Origin of the sequence: Nocardia sp. NPDC058640 (genome assembly GCF_042716995.1) — a bacterium.
Taxonomy (GTDB): domain Bacteria; phylum Actinomycetota; class Actinomycetes; order Mycobacteriales; family Mycobacteriaceae; genus Nocardia.
In genome coordinates this window covers 447,593-469,321 of sequence record NZ_JBHXRG010000001.1, presented here as the reverse complement: position 1 = coordinate 469,321, position 21,729 = coordinate 447,593, and the positions used below count along the sequence as shown (strand labels likewise).

Genomic DNA, 21,729 nt, shown 5'->3' with positions numbered 1-21,729 from the left:
TGGTGCGCCCCGCTTTTCGTGCACGGCCGTCGCGGTACAACGAGACGTGCATCCCAAAGGAGCGTCCGCCCCTGCACTACCTCCCGCGCATGAGCCGAGCGCTGTGTTACCCCCACAGCCGGACGCCAGCTTGACGGTTGCGCGCTCTGCCGGCGCGGTCCGCTGGTGGGTCACCACGCTGAGCGCCCACTATTCGACGAAACGGTCGAAATCGGAACCGTTTGTGCCGATAGTGTCCGCTCAGCGTGGGTGCCGACGACTCAGGCGACAGCCCGGTCGGCAACGCCCCGCGTCATCGCGCCGAACCCCGCGCGCAGGTGCTTGCCGAGCGCCAGGTTCACCACGGGGCTCAGCCAGCCGGCGAGGGTGAAGCGGGACTCGTAGCGGCAACGGTCAGGACCGAGGGGGACCACGGTGTGGGAGCGCAGGCTGTGCAGGGCGCCCAGCGGCACCGGCTTCATCGTGTAGCTGAACTCGACGCCGGGGGTGTGGGTGCGGATCCACTCGCGTTGGGGGCGGCGGTTGGCGCCCAGCTGGACCCGCATGTCGATGGTCGAGCCGGGTTCGAGGGTGCTCGCGGCCTCGTAGCAGAAGGTGTTCCACTCGCCGTAGCGCTCGAAATCGGTGAGCACCTCCCACACCTTCGTGGCGGGTGCGTCGATCTCGATCGTTTCGTCGATGACTAGAGACATGCGTGAAAACTAGGACATGTTCTAGTTTTCGGCAAGTGGTCAGACGAAGCGGCGACGCAGTTTGCGCAGCGCGTCGATGATCACGGCCGAGGCGGCGGTCACCGCGAACAAACCCAGCACCGTGCGGGCCAGCGGCCACAGGTTGGGGCGGTCGGCGGGGTCGGTCTGGGCGAAGACGTTCTCCACCACCGGTGCCGCGTACTCCTGGCGGCGTGAGTTCACGTCGACGGCGGTGAACGCGATGTCGGCCATCACATTGCACCGGGCCCGGGAGAACTCGTCGTCGCGCAGTTCGCAGGCCGCGTGGATGCGCCGGTTCAGCGCCGCGTCCACCGAGCGGCGGGCCCACGGACCCAGCGGTTCGTCGAGGCGTTCGGCATAGCGCAGCATGTCGTAGCCCAGGTCGTGCGCCTTGCAGGCGGGCTCGAACTCGGCGGGCAGGGTCACCGGCGAGGAGCAGTCACCGTTCGGGTTCACCAGCAGACCGGCCTGGTCGGCGGGGTCGTAGCCGAACTTGTAGCCGAAGTCGCGCGGGATCAGCGAGGTGGCGTCGGGGCTGTCGTCGATCAGCGCGTGCACCGCGGCGGCGGCCACGGCGTTCTCGGTGTTCGGCGTGGTGCCACCCATGGCACCGGGTGCCGACATGACCACGGCGGCGGCCATGGCCAGCCCGGCCGTGCACAGGGCAACGCCACTGCGACGGCGGTGCTGCGCGGGAACGGAGGCGGAATCTGCGGTACGGGCGTCGGAAGAGGCGGGTACCTGGCGAAGCGGGGTGTTCATGGCCTCCGACGATAAAGAGCACGTCACGCGGTGGGCATCCCACTGCGGACTGGTTCAACGGGGCGCGCGGGTGGCAGACCCGGCGCCGGGGTCACACCAGGGTAGGGGGTCGCATTCGGTTCGTGGGTATGAGGTCCGCTGACCGGACGGTTCGTAGGCTTCGGAGTATGACCGCACCACAGCTGCCCGCCGCGCGCCGAATATCTCCGCAAACCTGGTTCGATTTCGCAACGGTGCTGGTCGCGTTGGTTTTGTACAGCATCGCCTGGCCGACGCTGTTCGTCACGCACGAGGTGTCGCCGGTCGCCGCGCCGCTGTTGTCGGCGCTGGCGGTGTTCCCGATTCTGTTCGTTCGGGTCAACCCGGCGATGGGGTGGGCGCTGTCCGCGGGCGCGGCGCTGCTGATCTCGGTCGGTGTGCAACCGGGCGCGGACAACGATCTGCCGTTCCAGGTGGTGCACGTGATCGTGCTGTTCGTGCTGCTGTTCGCGGTGGCACTGCGTGCCTCGGTGCCGATCGTGGTGATCGCCTGGGCGGCCACCTCGATGCTGTTCGCCACGACCATGCCCGGGTCCGCGGAGGGTCCGCTGTGGGGGTGGGCGATCGGGTTCGGGGCGCTGGCGCTGTTCGGCTATCTGGTGCGGATCCTGCTGGCGTCGCGGCGCAAGCTGGAACGTCAGGAAGAGGTGACCGAGCTCGAGCGGGCACGCCGGGCGATCCTCGAGGAGAAGGCGCGCATCGCCCGTGACCTGCACGATGTGGTCGCGCATCACATGTCGATGGTGGTGGTGCAGGCGCAGACCGCGCCGTACCGGATCGCGGATCTGGACCCGGCCGCGCGCGCGGAATTCGAATCCATCGGGGCCACGGCGCGCACCGCGCTCAACGAGATCCGTGGGCTGTTGGGGGTGTTGCGCAGCGACGGTCAGTTGCCCGAGCACGCACCGCAGCCGCGGGCGGCGGACGTGGTGGCGCTGTGTGAGTCGGCGTTGCGGGCTGGATTGCCGGTGCGGTGGTCGGTGAGCGGGGAGTTGGCATCGGTGCCGGACACGACCGGGTTGGTGGTGTACCGGGTGGTGCAGGAGTCGATGGCCAACTGTGCTCGGCACGCGCCGGGGGCGGCGGTGCACGTCGAGTTGGCGGTCGAACCGGGGATGGTCTCGGTGCGGGTGCGCAATGACGCGACGGCCACGGTGTCGCAGCCGGGTGCGGGCGGCGGGCACGGGATCGAGGGGATGCGCACGCGGGTGGTGGCGGTCGGCGGTGAGCTGCACGCGGGGTCTACTGCGGCCGGCGGGTTCGAGGTCGCGGTGAAACTGCCCACCGCGTAAGGCATTACGTGGGCTGCTGCCCTGCGAACGTAATACGTCGCGGCAGTGCCATGAAACCTTCGCCGCGGGCCGTGCGCGAAAGCCTTGGGCCGCGTCCTGGCTGTGCCCATTATCCGAAACCTTCGCGTTGCCGCAGCCGTGCCCGGAAGACGGGGGAACACTCGGCGTCTGGGCGCATTAAGGTGGGCCGGGTGGCTATAACCGTGTTGATCGCCGACGACCAGGCGATGGTGCGCCAGGGTTTCGGTGCTCTGTTGGGTGCGCAGACCGATATCAGCGTCGTCGGCGACGCGCCCGACGGGAAAGTGGCGGTGGCCGAGGCCAAGCGGCTGCGCCCCGACGTGGTGCTCATGGATGTGCGGATGCCGCAGATGAACGGTCTCGACGCCGCGCGCGCGATCCTGTCCGCGAATTTCGATCCGCCGGTGCGGGTGCTGATGTTGACCACCTTCGACATCGACGACTACGTCTACGAGGCGTTGAGCATCGGTGCGAGCGGGTTCCTGCTCAAGGACGCGCCCGCCGAGGAGTTGGTGCGCGCGGTGCGGGTGGTCGCCGACGGTGAGGCGCTGCTGGCGCCGACCATCACGCGCAGGCTCATCGCCGACGTCACCCGCAGGCGCAACACCGTGCGCACCGCCCCCTCGCCCGCGCTGGGCACACTGACCCCGCGCGAACGCGAGGTGCTGGAACTGGTGGCCAAGGGCCTGTCCAACACCGAGATCGCCGCGGCGTTGTTCGTGGCCGAGCAGACCGTGAAAACCCATGTGTCCAAGGTGTTCTCGAAGCTGGGGCTGCGTGACCGCGCCCAGGCGGTGGTGCTGGCGTATGAATCGGGCCTGGTCGTTCCCGGCTGAGCCGGTGTGCTCAGCGCGGGCAGACCCCGCCGCGCAGGTTCGGCAGGTGCCGGGCCAGCAGCAGCGCCATGCGGTCCAGCAGGGCGGTGGTGTCGTCGAACGAGCCCGAATCCGCCTGTGCGGCAAGGGCTACCGCGAGCTGCCCGCTACCGACGGGAATGAGGCCGAACTGGCGCACCGTGTAGACCCCGGTGACGTCGTCGGGACCCCAGCCGCCCTTGAACTCGGTGTTGTCGAGCAGGCCCAGACCCCAGCTCTGGTCCTCGCTGATCTCGCCCATCAGGGAGGTGACCACCTCGGCCTGCGGCAGGCACGGCAGCCGCGACGCGAACCGGACCTGGTTGGCCAGCGACCATTCGGTGCCGCCGAACGCGGTGTCGTCGAGTTCGGTGTGCGTGCCCGCCGCGCCGGTGGGGGTGTCGCCGGCCTCGTCCAGGATCTGCTGCACGGCCTGCGCGGCTTCGGGTGCGTTACCCAGCGATTCCCACAGGCCGTAGGCGGCGTCGTTGTCCGACACCGTGATCGCGGCCTGCACCATCTCGAAGATCGACTGATCCTGGTCGTGACGCAACGCCGCCACCGCCAGCGGGATCTTGATCGTGGACCAGGCGATGCCGGTGGACCAGTCGCCGTAGATGGTCATCCGGCCGCCGCCGACCGGCATCAACGCCATGCCCACCTGCCCGGGCAGCCTGCCCTGCAACTGGGTGAACTCCGAGGCCAGCGAGTCGGGCTGCTTGATGGAAAGCCCAGGGTGCCAAGAGTTCTCGCTGTTGACGGTGACCGTGGGGGCGCTCATCGGGGTCGGGGTGCCCGACTGGGCGCACGAGGTGGACAGCGCGGCGGTCGCCAGCATCACACACAGCAGCAGCCTGCGACAGGCAGCCGCCTTTCCGGTCGACTTCACTACCGAATCCTCCCCACCACCCATCACGCGTGCTCCGGCGGTGCAAACTTCTCGTCGAGCGCGTCCGGAAACTCCCGGACGACTATCAGCAAGTTTCACCGATTTTCGGCGAGAATTCGAATGAACGTGGTCACACGGTTGGAAGGGGGTCGTGGTGCACGACATCGGTGAGGTGTTCGCCGGGTTCACCATCGAGGCGATGTTGGGCCAGGGCGGCATGGGGACGGTGTATCTGGCCCGGCATCCGCGCCTGGATCGGCTGACCGCGCTCAAGCTGTTGAACCGGGATCTGTTCGCCGACGAGCGGGTTCGAGCCAGGTTCGAACGGGAGGCCGACCTCGCGGCGGGACTGGACCACCCCGGCATCGTCACGGTGTTCGATCGTGGGACCGAGGGGGAGCAGCTGTGGATCAGCATGCAGTACGTCGACGGGATCGACGCTGCCACTGTCGATCCGATGGCTCTGCCGCCCGAACGTGCGGTGCAGATCATCGAAGGTGTCGCCGACGCATTGGATTACGCGCACGGCAGGGGAGTGCTGCACCGAGATGTGAAGCCCGCCAACATCTTGCTGGCTCGGTCGAGTGGGGGGCAGGGAGAGCGGGTGTTTCTCACCGACTTCGGCATCGCCCGTCTGCGCGCGGACTCCACGCACCTGACGCAGCAGGGAATGTTCACCGCCACACTGGCTTACGCATCTCCTGAGCAGATGACGGGTTCGGAACTGGATCACCGGTCGGATCAGTATTCGTTGGCTTGTTCGCTGTACTGGTTGTTCACCGGGATCGCGCCGTTCGATTCGGTCGATCCGAACGAGATCATCCGCGGGACGCTGTACGGTCCGCCACCGCCACTTGCGCTGCGGCGGGCTGGGCTGCCGCCGAGCATGGACGCTGTGCTCGCTGCCGCGATGGCGAAACATCCTGCGGCGCGGTTCGATTCGTGCGTGGCGTTTGCCAAGGCGGCTCGTCAGGCGCTGACCTCCACGACGCCGCCTGTCTTGCCGCGGCCACCGGCGAATCCTGCGGCTGGGTACTACCCTCCTGCGGGCGGGCCCGCGCCGTTCCCGCAGCCGGGGATGGCGCCTCCGGGCTATCAGGGGTCGCCGATGCAGCCTGCGCCACAACCTAATTGGCAGCCTCCGCGCCCGCCCGCTGCTGTCCCACCGCCGGCGGCCCCGGCTCAGGCTTCTGCACCGCCGCCAGTCGTGCCGGCTGCCGCGGTCGCGTCGCCTGCTGCAGCACCGCCTGTTGAGGTTGCGCCTTCCGGGCCGAGCGGCGACGCCGCGGCGATGTCCACGCCACCATCTCTGGAGAAAAAGCCGAAGTCGGACGCGAAGACATCCGGTACCGCAGAAGAGGTATCTGCCACGGCGGCAACGGATGTCCTGGCGACGCCTGGTGCCGGTGATGTGGACGCGGCGAACGCGGCGGCCTTGACCACAGTGACGTCGCTCGCGGGCCCGTCAGAGGCGGCTCCCGCGGGCATTGTGCCGAAGCTGGGTCAGCCGGGCCTGGTGAACCAGGTGGGTCAGCAGGTCGGTCCACCACAGGTGAGCGGTTCGGGGCAACCCGGCGGGCCCCTGCCGCTCGGAACTGCGGGCGGGCCAGTACCTGGGGGTCCTGTGCGGGGGGCGTGGGTTGGTCCGCATCGGGGGCATTGGCCGGTGCCACGGCGGGTTTCGGGGATGCGGCGGTTCGGGTGGGTGTTGTTGGTGGCGCTTGTTGTGGTGTTGGTGGCGTTGGCCGGGATCGTGGTGGTGGCGTTTCTCGGCGATGACGACGGTGACTTCGAGTCGAGTGCGGGTGCGCACGGGCCGTCGAGTTCGGTGGTGGCCGTGGGGGATTCGTTCGCGGGTAGTCGGCGGGTGTTTCCGACCCTGGTGCCGCAGGGGCAGATGAGCGATGGGATGGGGTATCAGGGGGCGCGGTGTGTGGGGGTGCGGCATGTCAGCGAGTTGGAGTGGAAAGAGACTGCGCTGCAATGGAGTCCGATCACGGTCGGGTGGCAGTGCAGGGGAGCCGAGGGTCAGCCGGGTGCGGTGAGCTATCTCGTTCTGGAGTACGCCGACGCCGGGCAGGCGCGATCGGTGGCGGAGGCCATGCCGGGGCCGATTCGCAGCGAGGGGGACAAGGACGGGGTGCCGTTCTCGTTGCGGCGGTGGGTCATTCAAGACCCGGCCAATCCCCGCACCCAGACCGCGCACCAGGTGCTGAGCTTCCCCGAGGACTCCGACCGCGCCAATTATGTTGTCGTGGTGAGTCGTCGGGGAAGCAGCGGTGCGGCAGGTGCCCCGCGCCCCACCGCACAGGACGACGTCATCGCGTGGTGGAACGACGTCGACCTGTGATCGCGACGTGAAACCTCAGTCCACCGCCAGCGCCGCCACGATCGGCATCCTGGCGGCTCGCAGTGCGGGCGGAATCGACCCCAGCAGCGCGAGGCCGAGTGCGACCGCCCCGTAGACCGCGATCATCGGGCTCGGGCGGTAGATGATGTCGATGGTCATCGCGTGCCCGATCGCCACCGTGGCCAGGTATTGCACCGCGATGCCGACGACGAGTCCGATTGCGGCGCCGATGATGCCGATACCTGCCGCTTCGGCCAGCACCGAGCGCAGCAGGAACTTGCGGTTGGTGCCCATCGCGCGCAGCACCCCCAGTTCCCTGCGACGTTCCAGCACCGACAGCATCAGGGTGTTCAGCAGTGCCACTGTGGCCACCAGCACCACGATCCACAGGATCATGTTGCTCATCGCCGCACCCTGCTCGATGCCCGAGGTGATCCCGCTCAGCATCTCGTCGCCGGAATCGACATGGATGTCCGCGGGGACTGCCGCGCGCACGGCGGCACGGACCTGCTCGGGGTCGGCGCCGTCGGCGAAGCGGACCGACAGGGTCGTTTCGCCGGGCCGCTGATACCACTCCCGCATCTGGTCCAGGTTCATCATCACCACACCGGACACGGCGGTGAAGTACGGAATCACCTGCAGCACAGTGGTTGTCTGCGCACCGGCGGGTGTGGGCATGGTGATCCGGTCACCAGCCGACAGCGACAACGACCGTGCCACATCGCGGGTGATTACCACGCCTTCGCGCCGTTCCATCTGATCGATCACCGCCGGATCGACCGCCCCGAGCCGGGCATTGGAGGGGCTGGGCGGGTACCCCTGCAACATGACCCGACCGCTGCCGATGGTCGCGAACGCCATCTGGGCGGGATATACCTTCGCCACGCCCGGCACCGCCGCGACCCGGTCGGCCAGCCCGGCGGGCAGCACAGGTCCGGTGGGGAACTCCTCGATGGGGGTAGGACTCACGTAAAGGTCTGTGTCAGCAAGGCTTTGGAACGAGTCGGTCGCCGACTTCACCATGTTGCCCGCCGCCCCACCCAGCGCGACCACCGCCGCGACGCCGATCATCACCGTCATCGCCGTCGCCCACACCCGCCGCGGCGCCCGCTCGAGCGTGGTCGCGCCGAGCGCACCCGGCGCTCCGAACCAGCGGGCGATCGCCGCGGACCCGCGCACGATCGGCCCGGTGGCGGCGAAACACAGCAACACCGTCGCGGTGAACGACATCGTGATCGAGGCCAACGACAACCGGCCGAGATCGAGGAAGGCGACCACGACGGCCCCCGCACCCAGCAGCAGCCCGAGCGCCAGCGCCACCCAGCGCAACGCGGAACTGGTGGCCGCGACATCACTGGACTCCACCGGCGCGAGTGCCTCGACCGGCGCGACCTTGTAGACCTGCCGAGCAGCCACCGATGCGGCGAGCACCGTCGCCACCACGCACGCCAGAATCGCCAGGGGGATAGCGTAATTCGGCACCTGGAACTCGGTCCGCGCCTCGACCGACTGCACGATCGCCGCAGGCAACCTGTCGATCGCGAACCGCCCCATCAACGCCCCGATCCCGGCACCGATCGCCCCACCGACCAGCCCGAGCAACGCCGCTTCCACGACCAGATCGCGCACCATCGGCCCCCGCTTGCCGCCGATCGCGCGCAACAGCGACAGCGTCGGCCTGCGTTGTGCCACAGCCATACTCATCGCGTTGTAGATCAGGAACGCCGACACGATCAACGCCGCCGCCGAGGACATCAGCGTGGAGTACCGCACGATCTGAATCGCCCCGCCCGCCTGCACGGTGCGCAGACTCGGCTCGGCCACCACCGCCCGCCCGTCCACCGCGTCGGTGAGCGCGGTCCGCAACGTGGCGATGTCGGTGCCGGGGTGCACGACGATCTGCACCGAGTCGAGCTTGCCAACCCGGTTGGTGAGGAACTGGGCCAGCGGCAGCGGCGCGGCCACCAGGTGGCCGCCGTTGAGCCGGTTGCTCGCCTCGGCGTCCAGCACCGCGGCCACCGTGGCCGTGCCGGACCCGATCGGCACCGGGTCGCCCTCGCGCAGACCCATCGCGGCCCCGACCAGCACGCCACGCGGCGTGCTGAGCAGCTTGGCCGTGTACTGCGACATCGGCCCGGTCAGATCGCTACCCAGCGCGGCGATGGTCTGATCGGCCCCGATCAACAGCGCCCGATCCGGCCCCGCGCCCAGGGTGCTGCGCAGCATCGGCACCGCTGTCGCGACCCCGGGTGTCGCGGCGATCCCAGGCAGCAGCGACTGTTCGAAACCTGCGTCGGTGATGCCGGTGATCTCGAGCTCGGCGGTGCCGGCCAGCCCCTTGGTGAGTTTGTCGACCGACCCGGTGACCGAACCGGAAATGCTCAGCACCGCCACGATCAGCGCCGCCGACACCCCCATCACCGCGCCGGACAAAAACGTTCGGCCGGGATGACGCAGCAGTTCACCGAAGTTGAACAGCCACAACCGATTCCAGGCGGCGATCACGCGTCCACCCGCGATCCGATGCGTTCGTCCGCGCCGATCTGCCCGTCGCGCAACGTGATCACCCGGTCGCAGTAGTCGACCGAACTCATGTCGTGCGTGACCATCACCACCGAATTGCCCTGCGCCGTAATGTCACCCAGCAGCGAGAGAATCGCGGCACCGGTTTTGGAGTCGAGGTTGCCGGTCGGCTCGTCGGCCAGGATCAGCGGCGGATCCATGATCAAGGCCCGCGCCACCGCCACCCGCTGCATCTGCCCACCCGACAGTTCCGCGGGCCGGTGGTCGGCCCGATCACCGAGGCCCACCAGCTCCAGCAGTTCCAACGCGCGCGGCTTGGCCTTGCGTAAACCGGTGCCGTCCAACAGTTTCGGCACCGCGACGTTCTCCCACGCCGACAAAGTGGGCAGCAGATTGAAGAACTGGAACACGAACCCCACCTGCTGCAGCCGGAACGCGGCCTGCGCGTCCTCGTTCAGATCGCCGATCTCGGTGCCGCGGAACCGAATCGACCCCTCGTCGGGTCGGTCCAGCGCGCCGAGTAGGTGCAGCAGGGTGCTCTTGCCGGAACCGGAAGGGCCGATGATCGAGGTGAACCGGCCCGCGTCGATGCGCATGCTCACCCCGTCGAGTGCGCGTACTTCCTGGTCGCCGACGCGGTACTGCTTGACCACCCGCGTCAGCTCCAGCATCGGCAGTTCGAGTTCCGGCATAGCTTGTCCCCCTGAGGAGTTCGAGTGTCAGCGAGCGAGTGCGCGGTCGCGGAAGTGCTGCGCGACCGGCGAACGTGCGTCGAGTAGAGCACGCAGTGCGGGTTGTTCGGCGGCCAATTCGAGATAGGCCTCGAGCGGTGTGCGGCCATCGATTTCGGCCAGTTCCAGTTTGACGCGCAGGTGGTTGTCCCAGCGGTTGGCCAGGGACAGCAGCAGGCCGTCGATGCCGCCGAACAGGCGATCCAGGTCGGCGATGTCGTCGAACAGCGCGGGATCGTTCGGATCGATCGCGGCCCTGGCGAGCACGGTGTGCGTGATCTCGGTGCGGTGGTGCAGGTCGGTCCAGGTCATGGGCTTCACCTTCCGTGGGCTGGTGAGTCAAACGCTACGGTCGGCGAAACGGTGAAACGTCGTGCCGGGGACCCGACTTCTTCTCCTACCCCGGTAGGAGATCGGCCCCGTTCCCGGGACGATGCCCGGCCGGTAGACGGCGACTAGCCTTACATCATGGATGTGAGCCACGCCATCCCTGCGGAGGCGCCGGAGCGGGAGAGTCGCCGGCAGCGGCTGCTCGCCTGGTCGGGGCTGTCGCGGGTGCTCGCCGACGCGCGCGAGCGCATGGAGTCGCTGCCCTACGACTACCCGCCCGCGGTGGTTCTCGGTGCCGACCTCGCGTTGCTGATGGTGACCACCGCGGCGGTGATCCAACGACACACCTACTTCCCGAGCCTGCTGCCGTGGTTGGCGATGGCCGTGGTGTTCCTTCCGGTGCCGCTGTTCGTGTTCTTCCGCGTGAACCCGCATCCGATGCTGTTGGGTTCCAGTGCGCTGCTGTCGTGTGCGCTGTTCCTGTTGCAGCCGGTCAGCGGCGATTTCGCGCCGTTCGTGTTGGTGATCGTCGTCGGCGAAGTGGCGGCGGTGGGCTCGCGTCGGATGGGGGTGGGGTTCGCGCTGGTCGCGCTGCTGGAACTGGTCGCGTTCGACGTGGTCGGGCACCTGCAGTGGGGTGAGACCGGGCGGCGGCTGGAAGGGCTGCCGATGTACGTCATCGGCGTGATTCTCGGCATGATGGTCGGAGTGCTGCTGCAGTACCAGCGCCGGTTCCTCTACCAGGAACGCGAGACCCAAGCGATTCGCTCCAGCCACGCCGCCGACGAGGAACGCCGCCGCATCGCTCGCGAGGTCCACGATGTGATCGCGCATTCGCTGTCGATCACCCTGCTGCACCTGACCGCCGCCCGCCGCGCGTTGCAGACCGACGACGACCCCGCCGAGGCCACCGAGGCGTTGGTCGAGGCCGAACGACTCGGCCGTCAGGCAATGGCCGATATCCGGCGCACCGTCGGGATGCTCGACGCCGGCCCGGCGCAAACCGCCCCCGAGCCCAGCGCCGCCGATATCGACGAGCTCGTCGGCGACTTCCGCCGCGCGGGCCTGACCGTCGACTACGCCCGCACCGGCGAACTCGCTGCCGTCAGCGGTGCCATCGGCCACGCGCTGTACCGGATCGGCCAGGAATCGCTGGCCAATGTCACCAAGCACGCCCCGGGCACCGTGGCCACCGTGCGTCTGGACGTCACGCCCGACGCCGCCACGCTGCTCGTATCGAACCCACTCCCGCCCGGACCCGCGCCCCGCCGCGACACCGGCATGGGACTGCGCGGGATGCGCAAACGCACCGAACTGCTCGGCGGCGCGATCAGTGCCGGAAACGGCGACGACGGCTGGACCGTGCGCGCCGGATTCCCCCTGAAATCGGGCTCATGTCTGTCGAGCGTGCTGCCGGGCCTGCTCCGCACCAAACCCCAGGAGGACGCGTGACCACCGCTTCACCGATCGAGCAGCTGATGACCGTGCTCGTGGTCGACGACCAGGAACTCGTGCGCGGCGGACTGCGCCGCATCCTGCGCCGCCGCGACGGCTTCACCATCGACGAATGCGCCGACGGCGACGAGGTGGTCGCCGCGGTCGCCGCGCAACGCCCCGATGTGGTGCTGATGGACCTGCGAATGAAACGGGTCGGCGGCATCGATGCGACCAAGTTGCTGCGCGCGCGCCCGGACGCCCCGCCGGTGCTGGTGCTGACCACGTTCGACGACGACCAACTGCTGTCGGGCGCGTTGCGCGCGGGCGCGGCGGGCTTCCTGCTCAAGGATTCACCGGCCGAAGACCTGATTCGCGCGGTCCGCACGGTCGCCGCCGGTGGGGCGTGGCTCGACCCGTCGGTGACCGGACGGGTGCTGTCGGCCTACCGAACAGTGAAACCGGTCGGTACGCGCACCGACCGCCGACTGGGCGAACTGACCGCCCGCGAGTACGAAGTGCTCGAATTGATGGGTTCCGGCCGGGTCAACAGCGAGATCGCCGCCGAACTCGGGATCTCCGAAGTGACGGTGAAAAGCCACGTCGGACACATATTCGGCAAGCTGGATCTGCGCGATCGAGCCGCCGCGATCGTGTTCGCGTTTGACCACGGCGTAGTCACACCGGGAGAATCTTCCTACTGAGAAGCAGGTCCGGCGGACCTGCCAGAAGTGGGAGGCGGACGCTGGTGCACGCACCTGGGTCACGAGCGGGGACCAGATTCGGCCCGTACGAGTTGCGGTCGATGCTGGGCAAAGGCGGGATGGGTGAGGTCTACGAGGCCTACGACACCGGCAAAGACCGCGTGGTCGCTCTGAAGTTGCTGGCGCCCGAACTCGCTCAGGACCCGGCCTACCAGGTCCGTTTCCGCCGCGAATCCCAAGCCGCGGCCAAGCTGGCCGAACCGCACGTCATCCCCATCCACGACTGGGGCGTGATCGACGGGGTCCTGTTCATCGACATGCGCCTGGTCCCCGGCGACGACCTGCGCACCGTGCTGCGCGCGAGCGGGCCGATGAGCCCCGAGCGCGCGGTGGCCGTGGTCGAGCAGATCGCCGCCGCGCTGGACGCCGCGCACACCGGTGGGCTGGTGCACCGCGACGTGAAACCCGCCAACATCCTGGTCACCCCCGCCGACTTCGCCTACCTCGCCGACTTCGGCATCGCGCACACCGAAGGTGACAGCGCGATGACCCAAGCCGGAATGGCGGTCGGCTCCTACATCTACATGGCGCCCGAACGCTTCGACGTCGGCCCGATCTCGCACCGCGCCGACATCTACTCCCTGGCCTGCGTACTCCACGAATGCCTCACCGGCGCTTCACCTTTCCCCGCCGCGAGCATGAGCGTGCTGGTGCGCGCGCACCTGTCGGAGGCACCGCCGCGACCCAGTGAACTGCTGCACGGGATCCCCGCCGGGCTCGACGACGTCATCGCGACCGGCATGGCCAAGGATCCGGCTGACCGCTACGCGACCGCCGGTGAACTGGCCGTCGCCGCGCGCCGCGCGTTGGCCTCGGCGGTACCGGGCGGGGGCGCGTTCGCAGCGAATCCGTCGGCCATGCAGGGTGGGGGAGCGTTCGCCGCCAGCCCTTCGGCCATGCAGGGCGGGGGAGCGTTCGCTGCCAACCCCTCGGCCACGCAGGGCGGGGGAGCGTTCGCTGCCAACCCTGGGGCCGCACCGGCCCTCCCACGTCGTGATGTGAACTCCGGTTCTGCTGAGGGTGCGCCGTACCGTGCCCCCGCTCGCCCGACATCCGCACCCGGCCCCCTGCCCGCCGCAGGGCGCGGATTCGCCGCCGCGGCCGGTTTCGCCGCCGGGGCGGGACGCACTCGTCAGACTGGCCCTGACTCGGATGAGTCGGGGAAGGAGCAGCCGCCGACTCCGACGGGGGAGTTCCGGGTGATCGGAGCCGTAACCGCTACTGGTGGCGTGGAGACTTCGCGCAGTCAGTCGACCGCGACCGGTGCGCAGCCGACGTTGATCATTCGGCCGCCCGAGTCGCGGCCCGGTGGACCGGATACGACCGGTTTCCGTCGGGTGCCGACCGAGGGCACCGGTGAGATCTCCGCGGTGATCCAGCCGACCGGCCCCGCCGAGATCCGCCCCGCCGACACCTACTTCGCCCCGCTCCCGACCACCGAGGAACCGGAAGCCCCCCAGCCGCCCCCGGCCTACACCCCCGACCAGGGGCTGCCGCGGATGCGCCCCTTCCCGGACGCGCACCTCTACGACGGCGGAGCCCAGCCCGGCGAAACCTCCGCGCCGCTGCTGCAACCACAGCGCCCCACCGGGGCCACCCCCTACCCTGCGCCCACCGGTCCCCACGGCCTCCCGCCCCAGAACCGAGCGGCCCCCACCCAGCGCTACTCCGCCGAACACCCCATCCCGGCCCCCTTCACCCCGCCGACGGAGCAGTACAACCCTCCGGCGTCGAACCCGAACCCGCGTTTCCCGTCGCCTGCAACGCAATTCGGTGATGACCGCACCGAGGCGTCCGCGTTCACTCCGCCGACGGAGCAATACAACCCTCCGGCGTCGAACCCGAGGTTCCCGTCGCCCGCACCGCAATTCGGTGACGATCGCGTCGACCCGCCCGCGTTCACCCCGCCGACGGAGCAGTACTCCGCTCCCGCAGCGCAATTCGATGACGACCGCACGAACCCGCCTGCCCGCCGCACGGATCCGACGCAGCATGTCGGCGGCGGCTTCGATGATCCGCGAGACCGCTTCGGTGGTCCGGCCGGTCAATTCGGTGGGCGCGACGAACCGCAGGACGGTATCGATCCCCAAAGATTCGCTGCCACACAGCATTACGGTGGCGCCCCCGAGGGGAACTTCGCCCCGGCGACCGAGCAGTTCGACCCCGCCGATCAGCAGCGGTCCGCGCCGACCCAGCACTACGGCGCCAACCCCGCCGACGAACCGGACCCGCGTCGTTCCAAGCCCACCCACCAATACCGTGGCGGCGCAGCACCTTTCGGCGCACACCAGGCCGAGGACCCGGCTCGGTCGGCCGACGCCCGGCCGTACGCGGGACAAGAGAACGCATACTCCAACTACGACGAACCGCCCAGCGCCTACGGCGATCACGCGTATCGCGATCCCGGTTACGGACCGGCCTACGGACCCGACCCTGCCTACGGACCGGACCCCGCGTACGGACCAGATCCCGCATGGGGACACCAGGATTCGGGCCGCAACCGCTCCTACCTGCTACCCGCCCTGGTCGGCTTCTTCGCCGTAGTCGTGCTCGTGATCGGTGGCGCGATCGGCTGGCGCATCATGTCCGCCGCGGAACCCGAACAAACCACCGCCGCCGCACCGACCTCACTGGTCACCGCGGGCTCGGGCAAACCCTCCACCCCGCGCGCGACCACCGCCGCACCGACCACCTCGGCAGGCCCCGTCACCCTGCCCGTGGGTGCCCAACCCTGCGAATCCGGCGCTGCCTCCGGCACTTTCAGCAAGGTCGCGGTCGGCAGTTCGGTCACCAGCTGCGGTTTCGCCGAAGCCGTTCGACAGGCCTACGCGGGCGGCGGCGCCAGCGGTGCGCGCCCGGTGGTGGCGACCAGCCCGGTCACCGGTCGCACCTACACGATGAACTGCGCCCCGGAAGGCAAACTCGTCACCTGCACCGGCGGCGAGAACGCCGTGGTCTACGTGTACTGACATAAAAAGGCCGCGGCCTCATGAAAGAGGCCGCGGCCGAACACCTCTCAACCCGCCGAAGCCACCGCCACCACGGTATCCCCGAGCCGATTCAACGTGTCGGGATCACTCCACGACCCGGTGATCGACACCCCGTCGGCCACCACATCGGCGCCGGCCTTGCGCAACCGATCCGCCATGTCCTGATTGATCACCTCGCCGGGCCCCACCGTGATCACCGCGACCGGTTTCCCACCGATCGTGGGCGCGGATTCGGGATTGGCCAGCCATGCGATCACACTGGCGGCCAGCGGCGGCACCGAGTCACCTTCGGCGGCGAACAGCAGCACCCCGTCGGCCTCGATGGTGGAGCGCCGCAACTGATTAGCGATCAGCGGCCGCCCGTCCTCGGTGTCGATGGCGGCACTGTAGGTGGGCAGGGTGTCGAGCTCGGCCAAGGTCACCACGTCGACATTGTTGCGAATCGCGACCCGCTGGGCCTCGGTCGCCAGCTGCGCCGACGTGGAATTGTCGCCGGGTTCGGCGACCAGTGCGAGCAGATATGACATCCGTGGTCCTTTCTACTTCGCGTTCTTCATGATTTTCTGGGCCGCGGATTCGATGGCCGCGTCATTGGCCGCGCTGAGGTCGATCACGCCGACCCCGGCGATCCGCTTCGCCAACGGCGGATTGATCTCCTTCAACCGTTTCACGAAATCGTCGGCCACATCGGAATTGCCGCGCCCGTGCCCGAGCAGCACGAAATCCTCGGTGCCGATCTCCTCGATCAACGCCACCGCGATGTCGTCGAAGTACTTGAGAAATACCTGCGGGTCGTCGTGCCCGGTGTGATGTTCGACGGTGCGAATGTGGTGCGCGACTTTGTCGTGATTGATGACGTCGTGCTCGGTGTCGGTCACGCCCGGAGTCGCGAGATCGAAATGCAGGACCCGAGCCTTCTCGCTGTCCATCGCCACCACGAACATGTCACCGGAACCCTTGAGTTCGGGATGGTCTTTGAGCAGTTGGCGCGCGTGCTCGATGTCGCCGATCGACACCCGCCCGTTGTGCTGACGGTGGAACACCTCGCGGTGCCCGTTCATCTTCACCGCCAGTCGGTCGCCGTGTTCCTGTTCGACCTCGTCGGCGATGTCCTCCCACATCGTGATGAACTGCGTCCATTCGATATCGGTGGGCGCGGGATGCCCCTTGATCGAAGCCAGGGTCTTGCGCGTGTGCTGGTTCATGCGGGATCTCCTCAGCGAAGAATTCAGCTCGACGGTGTGACTGTCACTTTCACGCTCTTCATCAGCGGTTGGTCGCTTTCGGTGCTGTAATCGCCGATCGCGCACAGCACGTTCATCTCCGGCATGTACCCGGCCGCGCACCCCACCGGAATGTCGTATTCGACGACCTTGTATTTGTACAGCGAGCGCTTCGACCCGTCGCGGGCGGTGCTGGTGATATCGACGGGATCGAATTCCTTCAGGCCGCGCTCGTGCATATCGTGTTTGTTCATGAAGATCAGCGTGCGCAGGTTCTTCACCCCGCGGTAGCGATCGTTGTTGGTGTAGATGGTGGTGTTCCACTGATCCTGCGAACGCTGCGTGGCCAAGGTGAGCACGCCGGGCGGATTGGTGGTGTCGGGCAGTGTCACCGCGGAGAATTCGGCCTTGCTCGACGGCGTGAGGAAGATCAGTTCGCGCGCGGGCTGCCGAATGCGGAAACCCAGACCCAGGCGCACGCGGCGGTTGTAGTCCTCGAACCCCTCGAGCACCTTCGACATGGTGTCGCGGATGCGGTCGTAGTCCTCGACGTAGTACTCCCAGCGCGTATTCGTCTCCGGCAGTGCGGCTTTGGCGATACCGGCCAGAATCGCGGGCTCCGACAGCAGGTGCGGCGAGGCAGGTTTGCGCATGCCACGCGACAGGTGTACCACGGCCATGCCGTTCTCCATCGAGATCACCTGCTTGCCGCTGCGCTGGTGGTCGTGTTCGGTGCGCGCGATGCAGGGCAGGATCAGCGCGCGTTTGCCGTGCACGACGTGGCTGCGGTTGAGCTTGGTGGACACGATCACGGTCATGTCGGTCTTCTGGAACGCCTCGAAGGTGTAGGCGCTGTCGGGCGCGGCCTGCACGAAGTTGCCGCCCATGCTCATGAAGAACTTGAGCTTGCCCTTCTGCATGGCCTCGATGGTGGCCACCACGTCGTACCCGTCGGCGCGCGGCACGTCGATCTCGCAGACCTTGGCCAGCCGGTCCAGGAATTCCGCGGGCGGGTTGTTGTCGATGCCGCAGGTGCGGTTGCCCTGCACGTTGCTGTGCCCGCGCACCGGCGAGGGGCCCGCGCCTTCGCGACCGAGGTTGCCGCGCATCAGCAGCAGGTTCACGATCTCGCGGATGGTCTCCACGCCGTGTTCGTGCTGGGTGATGCCCAGGCACCAGCTGATGATGCTGCGGTCGGCGTCGCAGTACACGCGCGCTGCCTTGCGCACCTCGGCTTCGCTCAGGCCCGACTGGGTCTGGATGTCGGCCCAGGTGGTGGCCTTGACTTCGTTGACGTAGTCGTCGAAGCCGACGGTGTAGCGCTCGATGAACTCGTGGTCCAGCGCCTTGGGGTTGGTCTCGGCTTCCTCGAGCACGGCCTTGGCCATGCCGCGGATCAGCGCGAAGTCACCGCCGATGCGCACCTGCAGGTTCAACGTGCCGGTCTTGGTGGGGTGGAAGGTGGCCATGGCGACGAAGTTGTGCGGAATGATCGTGTCGCGCGCGCCCGCCTCGATCAGCGGGTTGACGTGCACCACCTGCGCGCCGCGCTTGTACGCCTTGGCCAGTGCGGTGAGCATGCGGGGCGCGTTGGACGCGGCGTTGATGCCCATGATGAACAGCGCGTCGGCCTTGTCCCAGTCCTCGAGATCGCAGGTGCCCTTGCCGGTGCCCAGCGACGCCTGCAGGCCGCGACCGCTGGCCTCGTGGCACATGTTGGAACAGTCGGGCAGGTTGTTGGTGCCGTATTCGCGCGCCATCAGCTGGTAGAGGAACGTGGCCTCGTTGGCCAGTCGACCCGAGGTGTAGAACGCGGCCTCGTTGGGATCGGGCAGCTCGCGCATCGCCTTGCCGACCATTTCGAACGCGTCGGGCCAGCTGATCGGCACGTAGTGGTCGGTCTCGGGGTCATACACCATCGGCTCGGTGAGCCTGCCCTGGTCCTCGAGATCGTAGGAACTCCAGGTGGCGAGCTCGGTGACGGTGTGCTGGGCGAAGAACTCCGGGGTGCACCGCTTGTGCGTCATCTCCCAGGTCACGTGCTTGATGCCGTTCTCGCACACGTCCAGCACCAGGCCGTCGGTGGCGTCGGGCCACGCGCAACCGGGGCAGTCGAAGCCGTGCACCTGATGGTTCATCTTCAGGATGGCCTTGGTGCCGATGAACGGCTCGTGTTCCTTCAAGACCATGAACTTGCCGACCGCGATCGCCGCGCCCCAGCCGGCGGCCGGGTGACGGTAGGGGGGATCAGCTTTCGGCACCGCCGCCAGGTTGGCCGCTTCGCTCGGACCCTTGTCGGGATCCCATGTGGTGTACGGACCGTCAGCCATCAGAAAATCTTCCCTTCGCGTGAATGCGGATCGAGAAAGATAGAGCTCTGTGCAGTGTCTGTCTTGGATTGTCTACCGTCGAGATCACGGATGGGCGTAGGCCCACTGTCGGCCGTGTCGTGCGTGGGGTCCAAGACCGGTTTCCGACCGCCCGATAGGGCGCGCCTATCACCGCCGGACAGCGACCCGGCCGCCGAAGCGAGGCGGATCACCGCAGGTTGACGGTGTGCGCGCCGGTGCGGCACCCTTGATCATCGGCCCTACGGGCAGGCCCCGCGACCGACTTCGGAGGAACCCTTGCGCACCACGCAGACCTGGGCGCACCAGCTTCATCGACGGTTCATCACCGAGATCGATCATCTGCCCGCCGCGCGCGTGTTCATCGGCCTCGCGATCCCCGGCCTCGCGCTGATCGCGGTGGGCCGCACCGACCTGCTCATCTACGCGGTGTTCGGATCGTTCGTCGGCATGTACGGCTTCGCGGAATCGCCGCGGCAACGGTTGATCCATCAGAGCGAAGCGGCGGTGATGCTGGTCGGCGGTGTCGGTGCGGGCATTTTGCTCGCGAAACTGGAGGCCCATCCCGCGGTGTTGGTGTCGGCGGTGGCGGTGTTCGCCGCGGTCGCGTCACCGATCACCGATCGGCTCGGCTTGCGCCCCGAAGGGCCGTTCTTCGGGATCTTCGCGTTCGGCGCGATCGCCATGGTGGCCGGTATGCAGCCCGATCCGATCCTGGCGCTGCTGTTGTGCGCGGGCACCGCGGTGTTGTGCGTGGTGGTCGGCTATCTCGAGTCCTCGCGTCGGGTTCGCCGAGGTGGCGCGTGCGCGGACGGGGTGCGCATCGCCCCGCACCGGACCGGGCGGGTGTCGATGGCGCAGGCCGGTCGGTACGCGATGGCGATCTCGATCGCGGGCGGGATCGGGGTGCTGTTGGGTGTGGGCCATGCCAATTGGGCGATGGCGGGTGCCGCGGTGCCGTTGGCCGCGGCCAGTTCGCGCGACCGGATCACCCGCGGGATGCACCGGGTGGTCGGCACGTTCATCGGTCTCGTGGTCACCGCGCCGCTGCTGATTCCCGGTCCCAGCGCCGCCATGTTGGGTCTGGCGATCATCGCGCTGCTGTATCCCACCGAGCTGTTCATGGCCCGGCACTACGCGGTCGCGATGGGCTTCTTCACACCGCTGATCATGTCGATGACCGAACTGGCCGACCCGACCGATCCGTGGACCATGCTCACCGAACGCGGGGTCGACACGGTGATCGGTGTCACGGTGGGAATCGCTGTCGCGCTGCTCATTCGCGAACCCGCTACCCCCGCGTTACCCGCACCCGAGACGCCGGTATGCGAAACGTTGCATACTGTCGATATGGCTGATGACAACGATTGGTACTACTGCCTCAAGCACCGCACCGTCGAGCAGGGCAAGGGCTGCTGGTACGCCGACCGGATGGGTCCCTACCCGGACAAGGCCACCGCGGAGAAGGCACTGGACATCGCGAAGGCGCGCAACAAGGCCGCCGACGACCAGGACGACTGACCAGCCCCTAGATGCTGTTCCGCCAACTCGAATACTTCGTCGCCCTCGCCCGGGAACGCCATTTCGCCCGGGCGGCGAAGGCCTGTTACGTCTCGCAGCCCGCGCTGTCGGAGGCGATCCGCAAACTCGAACACGAACTCGGCGTGCCGCTGGTGCGCCGAGCACGCACGTTCGAGGGACTCACGCCCGAAGGCGAGCGCCTTGTCCTGTGGGCCCGGCGGATCATCGCCGACCGGGAGGCACTGGAACACGAGGTCCGCGCGCTGCAGACCGGTCTCACCGGCGAACTGCGGATCGGGGTGGTGCCCGCGGCGTCGAGCACGGTCGCGCTGCTCACCGACCCGTTCTGCACCGAACATCCGCTGATGCGGGTGCGGATCGAGACCAGTCTGCGGTCCCCCGACATCGTCGACCGGATCCGCCGGTTCGAACTCGACGCGGGCCTGGTCTACGTGCAGGGCGTCGACACGACCGGGCTCACGCTGACCCCGCTGTACCGGGAACGCCACGTCCTCGTCGCGGGCACCGCACTGGTCTCGGGTCGCACGTCGATCTCCTGGGCCGACGCGCTGGAACTGCCGATGTGTCTGCTGCCGCATGGGATGCGCGGTCGTCAACTCATCGACGACGCGCTGGCCACCCTGGGCCTGACCGCGACCCCGCAGCTGGAAAGCGACTCCGTGGCCACCCTGCTCGAACACGCGCGCACCGGTCGGTGGGCGTGCATCGTGCCGCAGCCGTGGGTGTCGGCGCTGGGACCCACCGCCGATGTCCGGGTGTTCGAACTCGCCGAACCGATCGTCACCGCGCAGATCGTGTTGGTCACCGCGGCGGGGGAGCCGGGGTCGGTGCTCACCACCGCGCTGATCGAGACCGCGCGAGCCACCGACTTCGACCTGGCACCGCGCCCGATCACAGGGTGATCTAATTCAGCTATAACCGGGC

The 21,729-nt window shown here is 68.2% G+C and carries 17 protein-coding genes; 8 read left to right on the top strand and 9 right to left on the bottom strand.

The features are described from left to right. Window positions 1-260: 260 nt before the first annotated feature. Window positions 261-692 carry an SRPBCC family protein gene (locus ACFWU5_RS02300; RefSeq protein ID WP_379265869.1) on the bottom strand — a complete coding sequence of 144 codons (432 nt, stop codon included), beginning with the start codon at window positions 690-692 and terminating at the stop codon, window positions 261-263. Between the two features lie 39 nt (window positions 693-731). Continuing rightward, entirely contained in the window at window positions 732-1,475 is a 744-nt protein-coding gene (locus tag ACFWU5_RS02295; RefSeq protein WP_379240523.1) for a hypothetical protein, read from the bottom strand. A 167-nt stretch (window positions 1,476-1,642) separates the two neighbouring features. Here ACFWU5_RS02295 and ACFWU5_RS02290 point away from each other — a divergent pair, with 167 nt between their 5' ends. Together ACFWU5_RS02290 and ACFWU5_RS02285 are read left to right on the top strand one after the other, a co-directional pair. Further along, window positions 1,643-2,806, top strand: coding sequence for a sensor histidine kinase (locus ACFWU5_RS02290; RefSeq protein ID WP_379265868.1), 1,164 nt, complete (start codon window positions 1,643-1,645; stop codon window positions 2,804-2,806). Between the two features lie 191 nt (window positions 2,807-2,997). After that, a complete protein-coding gene (locus tag ACFWU5_RS02285) occupies window positions 2,998-3,663 on the top strand; it encodes a response regulator (RefSeq protein ID WP_379265867.1) in 666 nt (221 codons plus the stop codon). A gap of 10 nt (window positions 3,664-3,673) precedes the next feature. Here the strand turns inward: ACFWU5_RS02285 and ACFWU5_RS02280 are convergent, their stop codons facing one another. Beyond that, the gene (locus tag ACFWU5_RS02280) at window positions 3,674-4,570 is read right to left on the bottom strand and encodes a hypothetical protein (protein WP_379265866.1); all 897 of its coding nucleotides are present in this window, start codon (window positions 4,568-4,570) and stop codon (window positions 3,674-3,676) included. Between the two features lie 154 nt (window positions 4,571-4,724). Here ACFWU5_RS02280 and ACFWU5_RS02275 point away from each other — a divergent pair, with 154 nt between their 5' ends. Continuing rightward, window positions 4,725-6,920 carry a protein kinase gene (locus ACFWU5_RS02275; protein ID WP_379240527.1) on the top strand — a complete coding sequence of 732 codons (2,196 nt, stop codon included), beginning with the start codon at window positions 4,725-4,727 and terminating at the stop codon, window positions 6,918-6,920. Window positions 6,921-6,935: 15 nt separating this feature from the next. On the opposite strand, the gene ACFWU5_RS02270 is transcribed toward ACFWU5_RS02275, so the two are convergent. From ACFWU5_RS02270 to ACFWU5_RS02260, 3 genes are read right to left on the bottom strand one after another with little or no spacing between them, the layout of a single operon-like run. After that, on the bottom strand, window positions 6,936-9,425 hold the full coding sequence (locus ACFWU5_RS02270; RefSeq protein ID WP_379265865.1) for an ABC transporter permease: 2,490 nt from the start codon (window positions 9,423-9,425) through the stop codon (window positions 6,936-6,938). Next, on the bottom strand, window positions 9,422-10,135 hold the full coding sequence (locus ACFWU5_RS02265; RefSeq protein ID WP_379265864.1) for an ABC transporter ATP-binding protein: 714 nt from the start codon (window positions 10,133-10,135) through the stop codon (window positions 9,422-9,424). Before ACFWU5_RS02265 ends, ACFWU5_RS02270 begins: the two co-directional genes overlap by 4 nt. Window positions 10,136-10,162: 27 nt before the next feature. Beyond that, a complete protein-coding gene (locus ACFWU5_RS02260) occupies window positions 10,163-10,486 on the bottom strand; it encodes a hypothetical protein (protein WP_379265863.1) in 324 nt (107 codons plus the stop codon). Window positions 10,487-10,642: 156 nt separating this feature from the next. Here ACFWU5_RS02260 and ACFWU5_RS02255 point away from each other — a divergent pair, with 156 nt between their 5' ends. From ACFWU5_RS02255 to ACFWU5_RS02245, 3 genes are read left to right on the top strand one after another with little or no spacing between them, the layout of a single operon-like run. Beyond that, entirely contained in the window at window positions 10,643-11,956 is a 1,314-nt protein-coding gene (locus ACFWU5_RS02255; RefSeq protein WP_379265862.1) for a sensor histidine kinase, read from the top strand. A 26-nt stretch (window positions 11,957-11,982) separates the two neighbouring features. Further along, window positions 11,983-12,642 carry a response regulator gene (locus tag ACFWU5_RS02250; RefSeq protein ID WP_379266201.1) on the top strand — a complete coding sequence of 220 codons (660 nt, stop codon included), beginning with the start codon at window positions 11,983-11,985 and terminating at the stop codon, window positions 12,640-12,642. A 44-nt stretch (window positions 12,643-12,686) separates the two neighbouring features. After that, on the top strand, window positions 12,687-15,671 hold the full coding sequence (locus ACFWU5_RS02245; protein ID WP_379265861.1) for a protein kinase: 2,985 nt from the start codon (window positions 12,687-12,689) through the stop codon (window positions 15,669-15,671). Window positions 15,672-15,718: 47 nt separating this feature from the next. Here ACFWU5_RS02245 and ACFWU5_RS02240 read toward each other — a convergent pair whose 3' ends face one another. The 3 genes from ACFWU5_RS02240 to ACFWU5_RS02230 are packed head-to-tail and all read right to left on the bottom strand — an operon-like array spanning window position 15,719 to window position 19,245. Next, window positions 15,719-16,219, bottom strand: coding sequence for an NADPH-dependent FMN reductase (locus ACFWU5_RS02240; protein ID WP_379265860.1), 501 nt, complete (start codon window positions 16,217-16,219; stop codon window positions 15,719-15,721). Between the two features lie 12 nt (window positions 16,220-16,231). Next, window positions 16,232-16,897, bottom strand: coding sequence for a hypothetical protein (locus ACFWU5_RS02235; protein WP_379265859.1), 666 nt, complete (start codon window positions 16,895-16,897; stop codon window positions 16,232-16,234). Between the two features lie 23 nt (window positions 16,898-16,920). Beyond that, window positions 16,921-19,245 carry an FdhF/YdeP family oxidoreductase gene (locus ACFWU5_RS02230; RefSeq protein ID WP_379265858.1) on the bottom strand — a complete coding sequence of 775 codons (2,325 nt, stop codon included), beginning with the start codon at window positions 19,243-19,245 and terminating at the stop codon, window positions 16,921-16,923. Between the two features lie 297 nt (window positions 19,246-19,542). Between ACFWU5_RS02230 and ACFWU5_RS02225 the strand changes: the two genes are divergently transcribed. Together ACFWU5_RS02225 and ACFWU5_RS02220 are read left to right on the top strand one after the other, a co-directional pair. Beyond that, window positions 19,543-20,784, top strand: coding sequence for an FUSC family protein (locus tag ACFWU5_RS02225; protein ID WP_379240538.1), 1,242 nt, complete (start codon window positions 19,543-19,545; stop codon window positions 20,782-20,784). An 11-nt stretch (window positions 20,785-20,795) separates the two neighbouring features. Continuing rightward, window positions 20,796-21,707 carry a LysR family transcriptional regulator gene (locus tag ACFWU5_RS02220; RefSeq protein WP_379265857.1) on the top strand — a complete coding sequence of 304 codons (912 nt, stop codon included), beginning with the start codon at window positions 20,796-20,798 and terminating at the stop codon, window positions 21,705-21,707. The last annotated feature ends 22 nt before the right edge of the window (window positions 21,708-21,729 follow it).

Excerpts from the sequence above, each read along its gene's own strand:
- ACFWU5_RS02220 (WP_379265857.1), top strand. The coding sequence starts at position 20,796 with ATGCTGTTCCGCCAACTCGAATACTTCGTCGCCCTCGCCCGGGAACGC.
- ACFWU5_RS02230 (WP_379265858.1), bottom strand. The coding sequence starts at position 19,245 with ATGGCTGACGGTCCGTACACCACATGGGATCCCGACAAGGGTCCGAGC.
- ACFWU5_RS02295 (WP_379240523.1), bottom strand. The coding sequence starts at position 1,475 with ATGAACACCCCGCTTCGCCAGGTACCCGCCTCTTCCGACGCCCGTACC.
- ACFWU5_RS02265 (WP_379265864.1), bottom strand. The coding sequence starts at position 10,135 with ATGCCGGAACTCGAACTGCCGATGCTGGAGCTGACGCGGGTGGTCAAG.
- ACFWU5_RS02250 (WP_379266201.1), top strand. The coding sequence starts at position 11,983 with ATGACCGTGCTCGTGGTCGACGACCAGGAACTCGTGCGCGGCGGACTG.
- ACFWU5_RS02300 (WP_379265869.1), bottom strand. The coding sequence starts at position 692 with ATGTCTCTAGTCATCGACGAAACGATCGAGATCGACGCACCCGCCACG.
- ACFWU5_RS02240 (WP_379265860.1), bottom strand. The coding sequence starts at position 16,219 with ATGTCATATCTGCTCGCACTGGTCGCCGAACCCGGCGACAATTCCACG.
- ACFWU5_RS02290 (WP_379265868.1), top strand. The coding sequence starts at position 1,643 with ATGACCGCACCACAGCTGCCCGCCGCGCGCCGAATATCTCCGCAAACC.
- ACFWU5_RS02260 (WP_379265863.1), bottom strand. The coding sequence starts at position 10,486 with ATGACCTGGACCGACCTGCACCACCGCACCGAGATCACGCACACCGTG.
- ACFWU5_RS02235 (WP_379265859.1), bottom strand. The coding sequence starts at position 16,897 with ATGAACCAGCACACGCGCAAGACCCTGGCTTCGATCAAGGGGCATCCC.
- ACFWU5_RS02255 (WP_379265862.1), top strand. The coding sequence starts at position 10,643 with ATGGATGTGAGCCACGCCATCCCTGCGGAGGCGCCGGAGCGGGAGAGT.